The 17,537-nt window shown below is 71.6% G+C and carries 17 protein-coding genes and 2 riboswitches; of the genes, 6 read left to right on the forward strand and 11 right to left on the reverse strand.

What is annotated here, in order from left to right; translation table 11 throughout:
• Nucleotides 1-120 precede the first annotated feature (120 nt).
• Nucleotides 121-1,023 (reverse strand): M23 family metallopeptidase, encoded by a 903-nt coding sequence (locus LCD31_RS19150; protein WP_224959958.1) that lies wholly within the window; start codon nucleotides 1,021-1,023, stop codon nucleotides 121-123.
• A gap of 634 nt (nucleotides 1,024-1,657) precedes the next feature.
• Between LCD31_RS19150 and LCD31_RS29800 the strand changes: the two genes are divergently transcribed.
• A complete protein-coding gene (locus tag LCD31_RS29800) occupies nucleotides 1,658-1,750 on the forward strand; it encodes a putative leader peptide (RefSeq protein WP_373690029.1) in 93 nt (30 codons plus the stop codon).
• A gap of 174 nt (nucleotides 1,751-1,924) precedes the next feature.
• Nucleotides 1,925-2,821, forward strand: coding sequence for a sulfite exporter TauE/SafE family protein (locus LCD31_RS19155; protein ID WP_224959960.1), 897 nt, complete (start codon nucleotides 1,925-1,927; stop codon nucleotides 2,819-2,821).
• Nucleotides 2,822-3,296: 475 nt separating this feature from the next.
• Here LCD31_RS19155 and LCD31_RS19160 read toward each other — a convergent pair whose 3' ends face one another.
• Entirely contained in the window at nucleotides 3,297-4,466 is a 1,170-nt protein-coding gene (locus tag LCD31_RS19160) for an NAD-dependent epimerase/dehydratase family protein (protein WP_224959962.1), read from the reverse strand.
• A gap of 292 nt (nucleotides 4,467-4,758) precedes the next feature.
• Between LCD31_RS19160 and LCD31_RS19165 the strand changes: the two genes are divergently transcribed.
• Nucleotides 4,759-5,229: a GtrA family protein gene (locus LCD31_RS19165; RefSeq protein ID WP_224959964.1), complete on the forward strand. Its 471-nt coding sequence runs from the start codon at nucleotides 4,759-4,761 to the stop codon at nucleotides 5,227-5,229.
• Here LCD31_RS19165 and LCD31_RS29630 read toward each other — a convergent pair.
• From LCD31_RS29630 to LCD31_RS19205, 9 genes are all read right to left on the reverse strand, one after another.
• Nucleotides 5,195-6,034 (reverse strand): glycosyltransferase family 2 protein, encoded by an 840-nt coding sequence (locus LCD31_RS29630; protein WP_308012524.1) that lies wholly within the window; start codon nucleotides 6,032-6,034, stop codon nucleotides 5,195-5,197. The two genes, LCD31_RS19165 and LCD31_RS29630, sit on opposite strands and share 35 nt — an antisense overlap.
• 11 nt (nucleotides 6,035-6,045) lie before the next feature.
• The gene (locus LCD31_RS29635; RefSeq protein WP_308015856.1) at nucleotides 6,046-7,473 is read right to left on the reverse strand and encodes a hypothetical protein; all 1,428 of its coding nucleotides are present in this window, start codon (nucleotides 7,471-7,473) and stop codon (nucleotides 6,046-6,048) included.
• Entirely contained in the window at nucleotides 7,470-8,375 is a 906-nt protein-coding gene (locus tag LCD31_RS19175) for an NAD-dependent epimerase/dehydratase family protein (protein WP_224959965.1), read from the reverse strand. Before LCD31_RS19175 ends, LCD31_RS29635 begins: the two co-directional genes overlap by 4 nt.
• Before the next feature lie 196 nt (nucleotides 8,376-8,571).
• Complete coding sequence (locus tag LCD31_RS19180) at nucleotides 8,572-9,009, reverse strand: SRPBCC family protein (RefSeq protein WP_224959966.1); 438 nt, start codon at nucleotides 9,007-9,009, stop codon at nucleotides 8,572-8,574.
• A gap of 26 nt (nucleotides 9,010-9,035) precedes the next feature.
• A complete protein-coding gene (locus LCD31_RS19185) occupies nucleotides 9,036-9,866 on the reverse strand; it encodes a phosphoenolpyruvate hydrolase family protein (RefSeq protein ID WP_224959967.1) in 831 nt (276 codons plus the stop codon).
• Nucleotides 9,863-11,074, reverse strand: coding sequence for a Tm-1-like ATP-binding domain-containing protein (locus LCD31_RS19190; protein ID WP_224959968.1), 1,212 nt, complete (start codon nucleotides 11,072-11,074; stop codon nucleotides 9,863-9,865). Before LCD31_RS19190 ends, LCD31_RS19185 begins: the two co-directional genes overlap by 4 nt.
• A gap of 177 nt (nucleotides 11,075-11,251) precedes the next feature.
• Nucleotides 11,252-11,404 carry a hypothetical protein gene (locus LCD31_RS19195; RefSeq protein WP_224959969.1) on the reverse strand — a complete coding sequence of 51 codons (153 nt, stop codon included), beginning with the start codon at nucleotides 11,402-11,404 and terminating at the stop codon, nucleotides 11,252-11,254.
• Between the two features lie 102 nt (nucleotides 11,405-11,506).
• Nucleotides 11,507-12,685 carry an acyl-CoA dehydrogenase family protein gene (locus LCD31_RS19200; protein ID WP_224959970.1) on the reverse strand — a complete coding sequence of 393 codons (1,179 nt, stop codon included), beginning with the start codon at nucleotides 12,683-12,685 and terminating at the stop codon, nucleotides 11,507-11,509.
• A 45-nt stretch (nucleotides 12,686-12,730) separates the two neighbouring features.
• On the reverse strand, nucleotides 12,731-14,320 hold the full coding sequence (locus LCD31_RS19205; RefSeq protein WP_224959971.1) for a long-chain fatty acid--CoA ligase: 1,590 nt from the start codon (nucleotides 14,318-14,320) through the stop codon (nucleotides 12,731-12,733).
• Nucleotides 14,321-14,542: 222 nt separating this feature from the next.
• Between LCD31_RS19205 and LCD31_RS19210 the strand changes: the two genes are divergently transcribed.
• From LCD31_RS19210 to LCD31_RS19220, 3 genes are all read left to right on the forward strand, one after another.
• Nucleotides 14,543-15,175 carry a TetR/AcrR family transcriptional regulator gene (locus tag LCD31_RS19210; protein ID WP_224959973.1) on the forward strand — a complete coding sequence of 211 codons (633 nt, stop codon included), beginning with the start codon at nucleotides 14,543-14,545 and terminating at the stop codon, nucleotides 15,173-15,175.
• 102 nt (nucleotides 15,176-15,277) lie between these two features.
• Nucleotides 15,278-15,406, forward strand: a riboswitch (glycine riboswitch).
• A riboswitch (glycine riboswitch) is annotated at nucleotides 15,407-15,505 on the forward strand. It begins immediately after the preceding riboswitch.
• A gap of 118 nt (nucleotides 15,506-15,623) precedes the next feature.
• The gene (gcvT, locus tag LCD31_RS19215) at nucleotides 15,624-16,736 is read left to right on the forward strand and encodes a glycine cleavage system aminomethyltransferase GcvT (protein ID WP_224959974.1); all 1,113 of its coding nucleotides are present in this window, start codon (nucleotides 15,624-15,626) and stop codon (nucleotides 16,734-16,736) included.
• Between the two features lie 91 nt (nucleotides 16,737-16,827).
• The coding region (locus LCD31_RS19220; RefSeq protein WP_224959975.1) for a serine hydroxymethyltransferase at nucleotides 16,828-17,537 on the forward strand (710 nt) is incomplete at its 3' end.

Below are 17,537 nucleotides of genomic sequence, written 5' to 3' on the forward strand. Positions count from 1 at the left end.
GGGGGGGCCCTCCCGGGGGGTAGGGCCCCCCGCGGCCGGGGGGGGGGTTACCCCCGCGGTGGGGGGGGGGGGGGGGGCCCGGGGGGGGGGGGGGGGGGGGGGGCCCCCCGGCCCCGGGGCTCACTTCACGGAGATCCCGTGCTGCTGCAGCCACGGCAGCGGGTTGATCTTGCTGCCGCTCTGGATGACCTCGAAGTGCAGGTGCGGGCCGGTGGACTGGCCCTTGTTGCCGATCGTGGCGATCTTGTCGCCGGCCTTGACCTGCTCGCCGACGCTCACGTCGATCGTGTTCACGTGGCCGTAGACGGTGATCGTGCCGTCGTTGTGCTGCACCCGCACCCACTGGCCGAAGCCGCTGGCCGGGCCCGCGTTGATGACCTCGCCGTCGCTGACGCTGACGATCGGGGTGCCGATGCTGTTGGCGATGTCGATGCCCTTGTGGGTGCTGCCCCAGCGGGAACCGAAACCGGAGGTGAAGGTGCCGTCGGCGGGCTTGACGTAGCCGCCGCCCGCCTTGGCGGGCTGAGCCGCGGCCGGCTTCGCCGGGACCTCGGCCTCCTTCGCCAGCTCGGCCTTCTTCGCCGCGGCGGCCTTCGCGTCCGCGGCCTCCTTCGCCGCCCTCTGGTCGGCGGCGGCCTGGGCGCGCTGCTGGGCGATCTCGCGGCCCTTGGCCACCTTCTGCGCCTCGTCCTGCGCGGGCTCGGGGGACTGCTGCGGGAGCAGCCGGACCGCGGCCTCGGTCTCGGGGGTGCCGTTCACGGCGGCCGCGAGCTGCTGCTGCGCGGCGGCGTGCTGTTCGGCGACCGGGCGGACGGCCTGGTTCTCGTCGCTCTTGTCCGCGTTGGCGGCCAGCGGCTGGCCGACGGCGGCGAACGCGCCTGCCGCGACGACGGCCGCGGCGATCTTGTTCCGGGCGGGGACCCGGGAGTTGCCGCGCTCGGAACGCGGCCGGAAGGAGTTCAGCAAGGACTCCCGGAGAGCGGGCTTCGGGGTGTGGCCGCTCTCCTGCCGGTGCTTGGCCATGGTCGCCTTTCCGTCTTCGGGGGTGGTCCGATCGCTCCCGTCGGGGGTGCGGGCGGACTCTTCGGGGGCGAGTCCTGTTCGTGATCGAACCGTGATGTTCTCAGCGAAAAAGGTAGCTCCGGGTCATCGGCAGCATCAAGCGATAGCCCTTTAGGTGGATGTACAGCTCGCAATCAGCCGCAAGTCGCACACTTTGCGTGACTGAAATAGATGACCATCCGATAACGTTCGTGATCTTCCGGGGCCGATCACCGACTCCGGCGAGGCACCGGCGGGAGAAGATCGACGACTCGCCGCGATCACGTCCGCGCGATCGGTGATTCCTCCTGGGCACGGAGCCGGCGACCACGCAGCGCAGCCCATCGGTCACGGAGGTCCGCCGCGGACCGCCCGGAACCGCGGGCGCCCCGCGACCCAGCAGCGAGAAGGGCGCACCGACCCCGGCACCGAAGGCCCGGTGGGTCACCGACCAAGACCGCGAAGCCCCGAAAGTGGTCTTGCGCACAAGCACCGCCACCAAGGCCCCTCACCCGGCTGTCGACCTCAAGTAACCGGCGAGTAACCACGAGCCCGGAACCTCCCGCACTCTGGGAAGCTCGTATCGCACGAAGGTTTGATCTGATTCACTGACTGCATGACGCGTGGTGACCAGTGGGGCCTGCTTGTCCAGCGCCTGCACGTCGACCTGCTGCGCGTCAGCTCCGCGGGATGTCGACCCCGCAGCTGAACACCCGCACGGCCGCCGCCCGCATCCGGGCGCGCTGAGCCGCGGCGACGGCGTCTCCCCTGCCCGGCAGGTCTCCCGACGCGTCCGCCCGCGCCCGAACCGACCCACCGCACCACCCCGGCGCCCGCGCGCGCGAAGAACGGGGTGCTCGCGCACGCCACCCACGGAGAGATCGTGCAGACCTTCTTGATCTTCGCGCTCGGCGGATTCATCGCCCAGCTCGTCGATGGTTCCCTCGGCATGGCCTACGGGGTGACTTCCACGACCATCCTGCTCACGGCCGGGCTCACGCCCGCCGTGGCCTCCGCCTCGGTGCACCTGGCCGAGATCGGCACCTCCGCCGCCTCCGGCCTCTCGCACTGGAAGTTCGGCAACGTCGACTGGCGGGTCGTGCTCATCCTCGGCGTGCCCGGGGCCGTCGGCGCGTTCCTCGGCGCGACCGCGCTGAGCAACCTGTCCACCGAGGCGGCCGAGCCGTGGATGTCCACCATCCTGCTCGTGCTGGGCCTGTACGTGCTGCTGCGCTTCGCGCTGCGCCCGCTGCGCCGCAAGCAGCTCACCGGGGTGAGTTCGAAGCTGCTCGCGCCGCTCGGGCTGGTCGCGGGCTTCGTCGACGCGACCGGCGGCGGTGGCTGGGGTCCGGTGGCGACCCCCACGCTGCTGAGCACCGGCAAGGTCGAACCGCGCAAGGTCGTGGGCTCGGTGGACACCAGCGAGTTCCTCATCGCGGTGGCGGCCAGCCTCGGTTTCATCATCTCGCTGGCCGACGAGCCGCTGTCCTGGGCGACGGTGGGCGCGCTGCTGATCGGCGGCGTGATCGCCGCGCCGCTGGCGGCCTACCTGGTGCGGATCGTGCCGATGCGGCTGATCGGCGTGGGCGCGGGCGGGCTGATCGTGCTCACCAACGCCCGCACCCTAATCAAGGCGTTCGAGCTGCCCGCGCCCGCGGTGATCTACGCGGTGATCGTGGTGGCCTGGGTCGCCGCGCTGGCGTTCACGGTGGCGCAGATCGTGCGCGACCGGCGGGAGGAGCTGCCGGAGGAAGAGGCGAGCGAGCCGGTCGGCAGCTGAGCGCGCGCAGCACGACGCCCGTCCGCGACAGGGGTTCGCGGGCGGGCGTCGTCATGCGGGTCGCTCTCGACCAGAGGTTGTGCGGCTACCGGTGACACACGGAGCGTCAGCTTTACCCACGTGTCGTATCGCGTGAGTCATACGAAAGGGCTACGGTTCGGTAGGCCGTGTGGAAGCCCCCCGACACGCGGTAGGCGCCCCGGGTGCGAGAGTGCTGTGCATTCCCGCGCCCGGGACGCCGCTCCCCGTACCTGCGGCCACCGACATGGCCGCGTCATCTCCGCCCGGGAACCGGGGGAACGGCCGGTTGAACCCCCATCGGCGGGCGACCGGCACCACCGATGAAGGATCAACGACGCGTGGCTTCAGTGTGCACGCGAAACTTGGAATATTCCAGGTCTTTCAGCGCACAGTTGGGCTACGAACCGGGGACGGCGGCCCGACGCACCTCCGTCACCGTGACGGCTCCGCCCGCTCAGCCGTCCGCGCGCATCGGGCTGGAACCGGTCCGCCACTGCACCGTCGGGCGCATAGCCGCGAGGTCCACCCGGTCCACGTGCGCCTTCGCGATCCCGAACAACGAGTCGATCAGCGTGTTCGACAGCAGGTGCGGCTCCAGGCCCAGCTCGACCAGCCCGGTGTGCACCACGTTGTAGTGGTGCTCGGACTGCTCGACGCGCGGGTTCTCCAGGTGCTCCACCTCGACGCCGCCGTCGAAGCAGTTCGCGACGACCTTCGCGATCTCCCCGACCGAGAAGCTCTCCGTCATCTGGTTGAACACCCGGAACTCGCCGGCGTCCGCCGGGTTCTCCGCCGCCAGCCGGATGCACTCCACGGTGTCCCGGATGTCGATGAGCCCGCGGGTCTGCCCGCCGCTGCCGTACACCGTCAGCGGGTGGCCCAGCACCGCCTGGATGACGAAGCGGTTCAGCACCGTGCCGAAGATCGCGTCGTAGTCGAAGCGCGTCGCCAACCGCGGGTCCCGCGCCGTCTGCGGCGTCTCCTGCCCGTACACCACTCCCTGGTTGAGGTCGGTGGCGCGCAGGCCCCAGATGCGGCAGGCGAACTCGATGTTGTGGCTGTCGTGCACCTTGCTCAGGTGGTAGAAGGAGCCCGGCTTCTTCGGGAACAGCATCCGGTCGGTCCGCCCCTTGTGCGTGACCTCCAGCCAGCCTTCCTCGATGTCGATGTTCGGCGTCCCGTACTCGCCCATCGTGCCCAGCTTCACCAGGTGGATCGACGGGTCGATCTCCTGGATCGCGAACAGCACGTTGAGGTTGCCGACCACGTTGTTCTGCTGGGTGTAGACCGCGTGCTTGCGGTCGATCATCGAGTACGGCGCGGCGCGCTGCTCCGCGAAGTGCACGATGGTGTCCGGGCGGAAGTCCCGCACCATCTCGTAGGTGAAGTCCGCGTCGACCAGGTCGCCGTAGTAGGACTTGATGCTCTTGCCCGACACCTCGTGCCACGCGTCGATGCGGGTCTGCATCGGCTCGATGGGCACCAGGCTCTGCACGCCCATCTCGTGGTCGTAGCCGCGCCGGGCGAAGTTGTCGGCCACCGCCACCTCGTGGCCGCGGTCGGACAGGTGCAGAGCGGTCGGCCAGCCAAGGTAGCCGTCGCCCCCGAGGACGAGGATTCGCACGCCTTCTTCTCCTCTACGTTCATCGCGGCGCCACCGCCGGTGGGAGGACCGCGGTGGCAGTTCTTCTCCGGGCACCCGAACGCCCGGACCCGATCGGCACGGTAGGAATGCGCTGCCAGGCGCGATGCACGAGCCCGCCCCGACAACATCGGGAATGCTCTCATCCTTCCGCCCCGGAACGAAGAGCCGAACGCACAGCCGGGCGGAGAGGAAGGGCACGCGGCGCGCACCGGTATCGTGCGGCGCGACGCCCCGCGCCCGGACGCGGAGGCACGGCGGGAAGGACGCGGCAGTGCAGCAGGCCACCGACAGCGCAGCTTCGCGGCGCGGCCACTACTGGCGGCTGATCAGCAGGTTCGCCGCGGCTTCGGTGGTCGCCACCGGCCTCAGCCAGCTCGTGTTCGTCGGCTCCTACGCGGCTTGGGCGCAGCCGGTGGTCGCCACGGTGCTGGCGTGGCTGGCGGGGGCGGTGCCGAACTTCGTGCTCAACCGCCGCACCTGGGGCGGTGGGGGCCGCGCGGCGCTGCGCGGGGAGATCCTGCGCTACGCGGCGCTGTCGATCGGCACCGCGCTGCTGGCGGCGCTGGCCACCAGCGGCGCGGAACGGCTCGCGGTGCACGCGTTCCCGCACGACCGCCTCCCGCAGGTGGCGATCGTGTGGGGCGCGTTCCTCGGGACCTACCTGGTGATGTTCGTGGTGAAGTTCCTGATCATCGACCGGTTCATCTTCACCGCTCGGGAACGGCCGCCGCGGGCTCGTTGATCCGCTCGGCGGCCGGGCGGTCCTGCGGCAGCGGAGCGGAGCGGCGCTCGCGCAGCCAGGTACCCAGCACGACCTTGGCGTAGCTGTAGCCGTAGAGCAGGTTGCCGCCCTTCTTGCTCTGCCCGGCGGCGCGGACCAGCATCGTCATCGGCTTCTCCAGCACCCGGTAGCCGCGGGCGAGGACGCCGACCAGCAGCTCCGAGGACTGGTACTGCCGCTGTTCCAGGCGCACCGAGTTCGGCACCTCGATCTTCATGGCCCGGAAGCCGAACGAGGTGTCGGTGATCTTCTGCCGGGTCAGGGCGCTGACCAGCCAGGCGAACACGTGGGTGCCGGCGCGGCGCACCAGGTCGGTGCTCTCGGTGCGGCCGAGGGTGCGGGAGCCGGTGACGAAGTCGGCCTCGTCGTCGATCAGCGGCTGCAGCAGCACGGGCAGCTCGGCGATGTCGTACTGGCCGTCGGCGTCGGTGGTGACCAGGTAGCGGGCGCCGCGTTCGGCGGCGAGCCGGTAGCCCAGCCGCAGCGCCGCGCCCTGCCCGCGGTTGCGGGGGGCCACGCAGGTCAGCGCGCCGTGGCGCAGCGCCACCTCGGCGGTGTCGTCGGTGGCGCCGTCCACGACGACGAGGGTGTCCACGTCCAGCCCGCAGCTCTCGGCGGGCATCCCGTCGAGCACGGCGCCGAGCGCGTCCTGCTCGTCGTAGGCGGCGATGAGCACGACCACCGAGGCGAACCGGCGGTCGCCGTAGTGCTCGGCGAAGCCGTCGAGGGCGGCCCGGTCGACCTCGTCGGGGAAGGTCGTGGACATGGTGATCTCCTTCAGGTGTTCGTCGAGTCGGACGAGCGGGTCGGGCCGGTGATCGCGGTGAGGGCGAGCCCGGCCGCCAGCGGCAGCAGGACGAGGCCGGGCAGCTGGTAGCGCCACGAGAACTCCATCGCCGCGGCGGTGGCCAGCACCGTCGCCCCCAGCCCCGCGGGCAGCAGCACCACGGCGCGCAGCCCGCTGCGGCGGGCGCGGCCCGCCCCGAGCACGGCCGCCGCGGACAGCAGCAGGCAGCCGCCGAGCACGATGCCCGGGGTGTAGCCACCGCCGAGCTGGTAGGCGCGCAGGAACCCGGCGATCCCGGGATCGGCGCGCAGCGTGCCGTCGCCGTGCAGCTCGGCCCACTCGGTGACGTACCAGGGGTCGGCGTACATCGGGTACTCGGTCTTGAACTGCCAGCGGTGCAGCGGCACGTCGCCCGGGGACTGGGTGCGGGTGGGCGCGAAGCCCTTGAGGAAGTCGTGCACGAAGCCGCCGAGCACGTCGAACGGCTGGTGCAGCAACACCTTGCGCGCCATCCCGCTCTGCGCGGCGTTGAGGTCGAAGTCGTCCGGCAGGGTGCGCGTGTTGGCGGGCACGTGCCAGAAGTGGATGTAGAAGTCGATGCCGTTCGCGGCCCGCGCCGACACCGGCTCGTTCGGGCACACCACCGCTTCATCCGGGGTGAGCCCGAGCGCGTCGCAGTCGGCGACGGCGGCGGTGCGCCCGAAGACGACGCTGCCGGTGGAGCCGCCCAGCGCGGGGCTCCCGGTCCACGCCAGGTGGTACATCGCGTAGCCGAACAGCACTCCGGCGAAGACCCCGGCGAGGGCTCCGGCGGCGCGCAGCCGCGGCCGCCAGCCGTCCCGCGGCCGCAGCCCGGCGGCCAGCAGCACGAACGCCACGGCCGGGACGACCAGCGTCAGGCCCACCAGCCGCACCAGCACCGAAGCGGCCAGCACCAGTCCGGCGACCGCGGCGGTGCGCGGACCGGGCACGCCGCGCCAGGCGAGCACGAAGATCACGGCCAGCAGCAGGACCTGGAACAGCAGGTCCGACATGATGTTGTGCTCGATCTGCACCTGGTAGGCGTCCAGCAGCACCGGCGCGGTGGCGAGCGCGGCGATCCAGCGCCGGGCGCCGAACCGCAGCAGCAGCACGTAGATCGCCACGCCGAGCGCCAGCCCCAGCAGGTGCTGCACCGCCGCCACCAGCGCCAGGTTCCCCACCAGCAGCAGCGGCCCGAGCAGCAGGACCTCGTAGCCGACGGGGTTGATGCCGCCGGGGTAGAACACCCCGAGGTCGTCGAGGTAGCGGAACGAGTCGATGTAGAGCAGCGCCGGGCGGTAGGCCAGCTGCGCGAGCACGCGCAGCACCACGCCGCCGATCAGCAGCAGCGCGAGCAGCCAGTGCGCGCGGAGGAGCCGCGCCGGCGCCGCGGTCACGGCGCCCCGGTGGCCGCGCGGAAGTCGTCCCACACGGTCCGCAGCCCGTCGGTCAGGTCCACCGAAGGCGCGTAGCCGAGCTCGCGGCCCGCCTTGGCGACGTCCACGATCACCGCGGGCATCTCGCCGTTCTTGGCGGGCACGTGCGTCACGGGCAGCGGTGCTCCGGTGGCGGCGCGCACCGCGTCGATCAGCTCCAGCACCGAGATGGAGCGCCCCGAGCCGATGATGGCGGTGCCGCCGTACTCCTTGTCGCAGGCGGCGAGGATGCCCTGCACCACGTCGTCGACGTGCACGAAGTCGCGGCTCTGCGCACCGTCGCCGTAGACCTCGACGCCCTCGCCGGCCAGCGCGGCGCGCATCAGCCGGGGGATGAAGCTGTCCTTGCGCCCCATGCCGGGCCCGTAGATGTTGGTGAACCGCAGCGCGGTGGTGGCGATGCCGTAGGAGCCCGCGTAACCGGACAGCAGCATCTCGCAGGCGGCCTTCGTCGCCCCGTACGGCGTGAGCGGGCGCAGCGGGAGGTCCTCGGAGATGGTGCCGTGCCCGATGTCGCCGACGACGGCGTTGGTGGAGGCGAGCACGAACCGGCCGACGCCGCGCCGCCGCGCGAGTTCCAGCAGTTCCTGGGTGACCTCGACGTTGGCCCGGTAGGTCTCGGCGGGCTGGTCCACGGAGCGCAGCACCGAGGTGATCGCGGCGAGGTGCACGATCGCGGTGGTGCCCTCGGTGACGGCGGCGTCCCGGACCGCGGGGTCGGCGAGGTCGCCCGCCACGTGGGTGATGAGCTCGCCGGGTTCCGCGGGTTCCTGAACGTCGACGATCGTGACCGGGGTGCCGCGTCCGGTCAGCGCGCGGACGACGGCGCGGCCGACGAAGCCGGAGCCGCCGGTGACCACCACCCTGCCGTTACTCTGCGTCCCGGAAATCTCGGGGGCCGTCGCTCGTTCGGGGGTTGTCTCCTCGCTTGGCACGGCTGAACTCTAACGGGCCGCCGCCGAGAGCTGTCGGCTAGCCCACACCGGTCGTCCACCGAATGGCAGCTTGCGCGACCCCCGTCCGTGCGCAGCGGGAGCGCCGCGGTCCGGCGCCGGGCGGTCAGCCGGCGTAGTGGTCGGCGAGCGCCTTGAGGCCCGCGCCGAAGACCCCACCGCCGAAGATCTCGTCCAGCTGCGCCTCGTGCGCCGCCTCGGCGTCGTAGTCGGCGTACCACTCCACGAACGACTCGCCGGTCGCCGTGATCGGCAGCACCCGGATGGTGCTGCGGTACGAGCGCACCGGGAACGGGCCCTCGGTGATCTCGTAGGTGCAGGAGCGGGCGGCGTCGTCGAGGCCCACGAGCCGTTCCCGCACCACTCCGCCGTCCCCGACGACGAGCCTGCGCACGGCGCCGAGCTCCGCCGGGGACGCGCCGCTCTCCACCTCGCTGGAACCGATGCCGGGGTGCCAGCGGGGCAGCCCGCCGAAGTCCCGCACCAGCGCCCACACCTCGTCGGCCGCCGCCGGGACCACCCTGCTCGCGTAGGACCGCGCCATCACGTCCTCCTCGTCGTCGTGCGCCGTCAGCGCTTGAGGTTCTTGAACTCCCTGGTGCGTTCGGTCAGCGCCTGCTCGACCGGGAGTCGTTCCATGCTGCTGGCCCCGTAGAAGCCGTGGCAACGCTTGGTGCGGCCCAGCACGTAGGCCGCGTCGGCCGGGGTGGCGATGGGACCGCCGTGGCACAGCACCAGCACGTCCTCCCGCACGTCGGCGGCGGCCGCGGACCACTCGTCGATCAGCGCCACGCAGTCGTCGAGGTCCTTCGCGGTCTCCGCGCCGATCGATCCGCCGGTGGTGAGGCCGAGGTGGCACACCACGATGTCGGCTCCGGCGGCCGTCATGGCGCGGGCGTCCTCGGCGGAGAACACGTACGGCGTGGTGAGCAGGTCCGCTTCCCGGGCCGCGGCGACCAGGTCGACCTCCAGCCGGTAGCTCATCCCGGTCTCCTCCAGGTTCTCCCGGAAGGTGCCGTCGATGAGCCCGACGGTCGGGAAGTTCTGCACCCCGGCGAAGCCGAGTTCCCGCAGCCGCGCCAGGAACGGCCCGGTGAGCAGGAACGGGTCGGTGCCGTTGACCCCGGCGAGCACCGGGGTGCGGTGCACCACCGGCAGCACCTCGCTCGCCATCTCCACCACGATCTCGTTGGCGTTGCCGTAGGCCAGCAGCCCGGCGAGCGAACCGCGCCCCGCCATCCGGTAGCGGCCCGAGTTGTACAGCACGATCAGGTCGATGCCGCCGGATTCCTCGCACTTGGCGGACAGCCCGGTGCCCGCGCCGCCGCCGATGATCGGTTCGCCCCGATCGGCCATGCCCCGGAATCGGCGCACCAGGGTCTCCCGGTCGAACCGCGTCATGCCCGTCCTCCTCGCGCGCGGACCTCGTCGAAGGCGCCGAGCAGCGCTTCGACGAAGCGGTCGTCGTTGATGTCGTGCGGGACGCGCACCAGGCGCCGCTGCTCGGTCTGGTGCACCTCCGCCTCCAGGGTCTCGAACAGGGCCCGGTCGGCGGCCGGGTCGTGGAAGGGCTGCCCCGGGACGTCCAGCAGCGAGACGCCGCCCTCGGGCAGCAGGAACCGCACCGGACCGGTGCAGGCGTTGAGCTTCGCGGCCAGGAACCGGGCGATCTCGCGGCATTCGTCCGCCGTGGTGCGCATCAGCGTGACCTGCGGGTTGTGCTCGTAGAACAACCGGTTCCGGTACCGCTCCGGCACGGTGTCCGGCGCCCCGAAGTTGACCATGTCGAGCGCGCCGCAGGAGCCGACGTAGGGCACGCCGCTGCGCGCGATCGCGTCCAGCCGGGTCTCGCCCGCGCTCATCACTCCCCCGGCGACCAGGTCGCACACCTCGGTGGTGGTGATGTCCAGGACCGCTTCGACGAGCCCGTCGGCGACGAGCTTCTCCATGGCGCGGCCGCCGGTGCCGGTCGCGTGGAACACCAGCGGGTCGTGGTCGGTGGCGAGCCGGTTCGCGGCCTCGGTGACGCAGGGCGTGGTCACCCCGAACATCGTCAGCGCCACCGCGGGCAGCTGCTCCACGGCCGGCACGGTGTTGCGCACGGCCCCGGCCAGCGCGTGCGCGGCGTTGCCGAGCACCTGGCGGGAGATCCGGTTGAGCCCGGCGACGTCGGTGACCGCCGGGAACATCGCGATGTCCGACGCGTCCACGTAGGACGAGATGTCACCGGAGGCCACCGTCGAGACCACCAGCTTCGGCACCCCCACCGGCAGCGCCCGCAGCGCCGGGGTGATCAGCGCGGTACCGCCGGAACCGCCCAGGCCCAGCACCCCGCCCACACCGCGTCGCGCGCCGAGCCACCGCTCGAACGCCAGCGCCATCGCCACCACGGCCGTGCCGCGATCACCGGTGAACACCGCCGCGGCCCCGCGCGGGTGCGCGGCGGCCACCTCGGCGGCGGACACGTCGGGGGCATCGGCGGACTCCGCGCCGGACGTGCCCACGTCGACGGTGATCACTTCCACGCCCGCGTCGGCGACGAGCCCGGCGACGTAGCGCAGCTCCGCGGCCTTCGTGTCGAACGTGCCCACCACGTAAGCCCGGCCCATCGCACCGCCCCTGATCCCGGAATCAGCCCGCGAGAACCCTACTGCCGATCCGGCCCCGGCACAGCCCGTTGATCACGGTTCACCGGCCGGGTCCGCCACCGGCGCGGCACGATCCGAGCACCGGGTCCCCGCACGACGACGGCCCCCGGGTGCGCCGGGGGCCGTCGTGGGGGTGCGTCACTTGCTCTTGCCACCGCCGAGGAAGCGGTTCTTCACCTGCTCGATCTTGGCCTTGTTCTTCGGGTCGCTCGCGTACCGCTTGGCCTGGTCGATCGCCTTCTTGCCCTGCGGGCTCTTGGCGAAGTCGGTCACCTTCTTGAACAACGACATAGCAGCTCCCAGTCGGGCCGGTCGATCACGCTGCACCCAGGTTACCGGCGAATCGGACATCCGATCGAGGGTGTGACCGGGCCGATCCGCCGCGTCGCCGGATCAGCCGAGCACCCCGCCGACCTGGGCGTGCCCCTTGAGCAGGTTGCGGGCGATGGTGCGGCGCTGGATCTCGTCGGTGCCCTCGAAGATGCGCAGCAGCCGGATGTCCCGGTACCAGCGCTCGATGGGCAGCTCGCGGGTGTAGCCCATGCCGCCGTGGATCTGCAGCATCCGGTCCACGATCTCGTTCGCCCTGGTGCCGCCGTAGAGCTTCGCGATGGACTGCGCGTGCCGGGAGTCGGCGCCCTGGTCGACCTGCCACGCGGCCTGCAGCACCAGCCAGCGCAGCGCCTCGATCTCCACCGCCGAGTCCGCGATCATCCACTGGATGGCCTGCCGGTCGGCGATGGGCGCCCCGAACGTCTGCCGGTTGCGGGCGTAGTCCATCGACATCTCCATCATCCGCTCGCAGCCGCCGAGGGCGCGGGCGGGCAACAGGTAGCGGCCGCGGCCGATCCACTGCATGGCCAGCTTGAAACCGCCGCCGACCTCGCCGAGCACGTTCTCCTCCGGCACCCGGACGCCGTCGAAGACCAGCGCGGCGGGCTGGCGGTCCCACTCGCCCATGATCTCGATGGGCTCCGACTTCCAGCCGGCGTCCCGGTCGGCGAGGAAGCAGGTGACGCCGCCGTCGGCGCCCTTCTCCTTGTCGGTGACGGCGAAGACCATGGTGAAGTCGGCATCGATGCCGCCGGTGATGAACGTCTTCTCCCCGTCGATCACCCACTCCGCGCCGTCCTTGCGGGCCGTGGTGCGGAGGTTCTTGGCGTCCGAACCCGCCCCCGGCTCGGTGATGGCGAAGCAGGACTTGCGCTCGCCCTCGATGGTGGGCACCAGGTAGCGCTGCTTCTGCTCCTCGTTGGCGTGGTAGAGGATGTTGTCCGCGTAGCCGCCGAAGCTGAACGGCACGAAGGTGCGGCCCAGCTCGATCTCGATCAGCGCGGTGAGCACGGCGGAGAGATTCATCCCGCCGTACTCCTCGGGGGTCTGCACGCCCCAGAACCCGGCGTCGCGCGCCTTCTTGCGCAGTTCGGCCAGCTCCTCGCGGGTGAGGCCGCGTTCGTGGTCGCGCTCGCGGCGCAGCACCTCCGGCTCCAGCGGCACCAGCTCGCGCTGCACGAACGTGCGCACCCAGTCGCGGATGTCGCGTTCGGTCTCGGACAGGGAGAAGTCGACCATCGGTGGCGGGTCCTTTCGGCGAGGCCGGTGTGGCGAGGTCGGGGGTCAGGAGGATTCGGCGATGCGGCTGCGCAGTTCCCGCTTGAGCACCTTGTGGCTGGGACCCAGCGGCAGCTCGTCGACGAACACGACGCGGCGCGGGTACTTGTGGTGCGCGGTCTGCTCCGCGGCCCAGGCGATGATGGCCTTGCCCAGCGCCTCGTCCGGGTCCTCACCGCGTTCGGGCACCACGACCGCGCACACCTCCTCGCCACGCCCCGGGTCGGGCAGGCCGATCACCGCGCACTGCGCGACGGCGGGGTGCCGGATCAGCAGCTCCTCCACCTCGCGCGGGTAGATGTTGTAGCCGTTGCGGATGATCAGATCCTTCTTGCGGTCCACGATGGACAGGTAGCCCTCGGCGTCCTTGACGCCCATGTCACCGGTGCGGAACCAGCCGTCGACGAGCGCCGCCGAGGTGGCCTCCGGGTCGTCCAGGTACCCGGCGAACACGTTGTGGCCGCGGACCACGACCTCGCCGGTCTCCCCGGCGGGCAGCAGTTCGATCCGGTCCTCCACGGACGGTTCGGCGATCTCGACGTCGATGCCCCACAGCGCGTGCCCGACGGTGCCTGCGCGCGGCCCGAACGCGGGCTGGTTCACGGTGGCCGTCGGCGAGGTCTCGGACAGCCCGTAGCCCTCGTGGATCGGGGCGCCGAAGCGCCGCTGGAACCGCTCCAGCACCGCCACCGGCAGCGCCGCGCCACCGGACACGCACATCCGCAGCGAGGACAGGTCGTCGTCGTCCCCGGCGGCCTCCAGCATCCGGATGTACATGGTGGGCACGCCGTTGAGCTGGGTGATGCGGTGGTCCCGGATGAGCCGCAGCGCCTCGGCCGGGTCGAACTTGGGTTGCAGCACCAGCGTCGCGCCCGCCCGGAACGTGGTGTTCAGCGAGACGGTCTGCCCGAAGACGTGGAACAGCGGCAGGCAGCCGAGGATCAGGTCCTCGCGGCGGGTGTCGTTGGCGTCGAAGGCGTTCACCGTCGCGTTGAGCACCAGGTTCAGGTGGGTGAGCACCGCGCCCTTCGGCCGGCCGGTGGTGCCGCTGGTGTAGAAGATCACCGCGGGGTCGTCGGGCGCGCGGGTGGCGAAGGAGCGGACCGGTTCGGCCGCGGCCGCCGCCTCGCTCAACGAGTCCGGGGTCTCCGGGCCGGGCACCGACGGGCCGATCGAGACCAGCGGGATGCCGGCGCGGCGCGCCGATTCGGCGGCGAGCGCCAGCTGGCTCGTGTGCCCGACGACGAGCTTCGCGCCGGAGTTGCGCAGCAGGTACGCCGCCTCGTCCGGGACCAGCAGCAGCGGAACCGGCACCACGACCGCGCCCGCGGTGAGCACCGCGTAGTAGGCGCGCACGAAATCGATCACGTTGGGCGCCACGATCGCGACCCGGTCGCCCGGCTCGATCCCGCGAGCGCGCAGCGCGGCCGCGTGCGCCCGGACCTGCTCCCACAGCTCGCCGTAGGTCACCCGCTGCTCGCCCTCGACGACCGCGGGGTGCGCCGGGCGCAGCCGCGCCGGCTCGGCGAGGACCGAGGCGAGCGACAGCGTGGTGTGCGGCTCGACCCGCTCCGGGGACTCGTCGTCGTTGACCATCGTCCACCTCCGTGAGGATGTCGCCGGTGCGGGCGGCACGGTCGTCCGCCGTTGGACACCTGACGACTAACGTCGTTAGTTTTGGACTCTAGGACCACCCCGCGCACCGCGGCAAGAGCCGCGCACCGGACACTGATCGACACGATCCGCAGCGGACGCGGACGGGCACGGCGCCCACCGAGGGGGCGCCGACCGGCAGCGGGCGGCAGGCAGGAGCGCGGCATGGGCAGACCCAAGAGCCCCCAGCTCACCCGCGAACGCATCCGCGAACACGCGCTGGCGATCATCGACGGCCAAGGCCTCGAAGCGCTGTCCATGCGCAGGCTCGCCGACTCCCTCGGCGTCCGCGCCGCCTCGCTCTACAACCACGTGGCCACCAAGGAAGCGCTGCTGCACGACGTCGCCGACGGCGTGATGGGCACCGTCGACACCAGCGGGTTCGACATCGACTGGCCCACCGGCCTCACCCGCTGGGCCCGCTCCTACCGGGCCGCGCTCGCCGCCCACCCCAACCTGGTGCCGTTCATGGCGTCCGGACCGGCCCGCCGGGAGACCTCGCTGCGCCGCGCCGACGCCGTGCACGGCGGGCTGACCAGCGCGGGCTGGCCGCAGCGGTACGCCACGATGATCGGCGCCTCCACCAAGTTCCTGGTGCTCGGTGCGGCGATGGGCTCGTTCGCGGGCGGGTTCGTCGACGACGCCGAGGTCTACGACGAGCGGTTCCCGCACCTGCACGGCGCCCACCTGCTGCGCGAGCACGCCGCCGAGATCGACGACGACAGCTTCGAACTGGCGCTGCGGGCGCTGGTCGACGGCCTCCGCGCCCAGCACGCCCGGCTGTTCCCGCAGCGCTGAACTCCGCGCGCGGCGACGGGATCACGCTCACGTTCGGTTGACTGCGCTGTGTGATCTCCGTAGCGTTCCGGAGCACAACACAACACCGGACTACAACGCCGACGACGTCGTGCGGGAGAGTCTGCGCCCCGCCAGGAGCCCCTGGTCCGTGCAGGATGCGATTCCTGGGTGCAGCGCCGAAGGAGCAATCCTCCCCACCAAACTCTCAGGCCCCGCTACCGCGCGACAGCAGGCGATCACGGAGAAAAGCAGGGACCCGTGTCCCTCGCCCACGGTGCAAGCCGCCCTCGTGCGCGGTGAAACTCTCAGGCCAATGACTCCGGGGAGACCGGCAGCGCACGCCCGCGCCCATCGCCGTCGGAGGACCCCGGATATGGTTTCTGCTGGAAGTGGCCGCAACCGGTCCCCCTCGGACGTGATCGGTGCCCACCAGGAGGAGTTCCGCACCATGACGTCGTCGCCCCCCGCTCCGCGACGGACACCGCTGCACGAGGTCCACGAGTCCCTCGGCGCGCACTTCACCGACTTCGCGGGCTGGCGGATGCCGGTCCGCTACTCGGGGGACACCGCCGAGCACCAGGCGGTGCGGACCGCGGCCGGGTTGTTCGACCTCTCGCACATGGGCGAGATCGAGATCAGCGGCCCGGAGGCGGCCGCGGCGCTGGACCACGCGCTCGTCGCGAACGCGTCCGCGATCACGGTGGGTCGCGCCCGCTACACCATGCTGTGCAACACCGAGGGCGGCGTGCTCGACGACCTCATCGTCTACCGGCTGGACGAGCAGCGGTTCCTGGTGGTCGCCAACGCGGCCAACGCGGCCGTGGTCTCCGCCGAGCTCGCCGAGCGCATCGCCGGGTTCGACGCCGCGCACCGCGACGTCTCCGACGAGTACGCGCTGATCGCCGTGCAGGGACCGGAGTCGGTGTCGATCTTGGCGCCGCTGACCGGCACCGACCTGTCCACCGTGAAGTACTACGCCGGGTATCCCAGCGAGGTCGCCGGGAAGCAGGTGCTGCTGGCGCGCACGGGCTACACCGGCGAGGACGGCTTCGAGCTGTTCACCTCCCCCGCGGACGCGCCCGCGGTGTGGCGCGCGCTGACCGACTCCGGCGCCGAGCGCGGACTGGTCCCGGCGGGGCTGTCCTGCCGCGACACGCTGCGGCTGGAGGCGGGCATGCCGCTGTACGGCAACGAGCTGTCCGCCTCGCTCACCCCGTTCCACGCGAACCTGGGGCGCGTGGTGAAGCTGGACAAGCCCGGTGACTTCATCGGCAAGGCCGCGCTGGCGCAGGTCGCGGCGGCTCCGACGGAGCGCACCCTGGTGGGGCTGCGCACCGACGCGCGCCGCGCGCCCCGGCACGGCTACCCGGTGCTCGCCGACGGCGCCGAGATCGGCGAGATCACCAGCGGCGCCCCGTCCCCGACGCTCGGTCACCCGATCGCGATGGCCTACGTGGACCGCGCGCACAGCGCGCCCGGTACCGCGGTGCAGGTCGACATCCGCGGCAAGTCCATCGACGCCGAAGTCGTGGAACTGCCGTTCTACCGCCGCAAGGCCTGACACACGCCCGCAACGGGCTCTCGAAACCTTGACCGGACCGCGCCGGACCCGTCCGGCGCAGCCCAGATCGAACACCAGGAGGCAATTGCTCATGTCGACACCGGACCTGTTCAACGACCGGCTTGCGGTGGTGGATCCGGAGGTGGCCGCTGCTGTGGGGGCGGAGCTGGGTCGTCAGCAGAACACGTTGGAGATGATCGCGTCGGAGAACTTCGCGCCGCAGGCGGTGTTGCAGGCGCAGGGTTCGGTGTTGACGAACAAGTACGCCGAGGGCTACCCGGGCCGCCGTTATTACGGTGGTTGTGAGCATGTGGACGTGGTCGAGCAGTTGGCGATCGATCGGGTGAAGGCGTTGTTCGGGGCGTCGTTCGCGAACGTGCAGCCGCATTCGGGTGCGCAGGCCAACGCCGCGGCGATGCACGCCTTGTTGTCGCCGGGTGACACGATCATGGGCTTGGACCTGGCCCATGGTGGTCATTTGACGCACGGGATGCGCATCAACTTCTCCGGCAAGCTCTACACCGTGGTGCCGTACCACGTGCGCGAGGACGATCACCGGGTCGACATGGACGAGGTGGCTCGCCTGGCGCGGGAGAACCGGCCGAAGCTGATCGTGGCGGGCTGGTCGGCCTATCCGCGCCAGCTGGACTTCGCGCGGTTCCGCGAGATCGCCGACGAGGTCGGTGCTTACCTGATGGTCGACATGGCCCACTTCGCCGGCCTGGTCGCCGCCGGGCTGCACCCGAGCCCGCTGCCCTATGCCGATGTGGTCACCACGACCACCCACAAGACCCTCGGCGG

Origin of the sequence: Saccharopolyspora sp. 6M (genome assembly GCF_020176775.1) — a bacterium.
In the GTDB taxonomy this organism is placed as follows: Bacteria; Actinomycetota; Actinomycetes; order Mycobacteriales; family Pseudonocardiaceae; genus Saccharopolyspora_C; species Saccharopolyspora_C gregorii.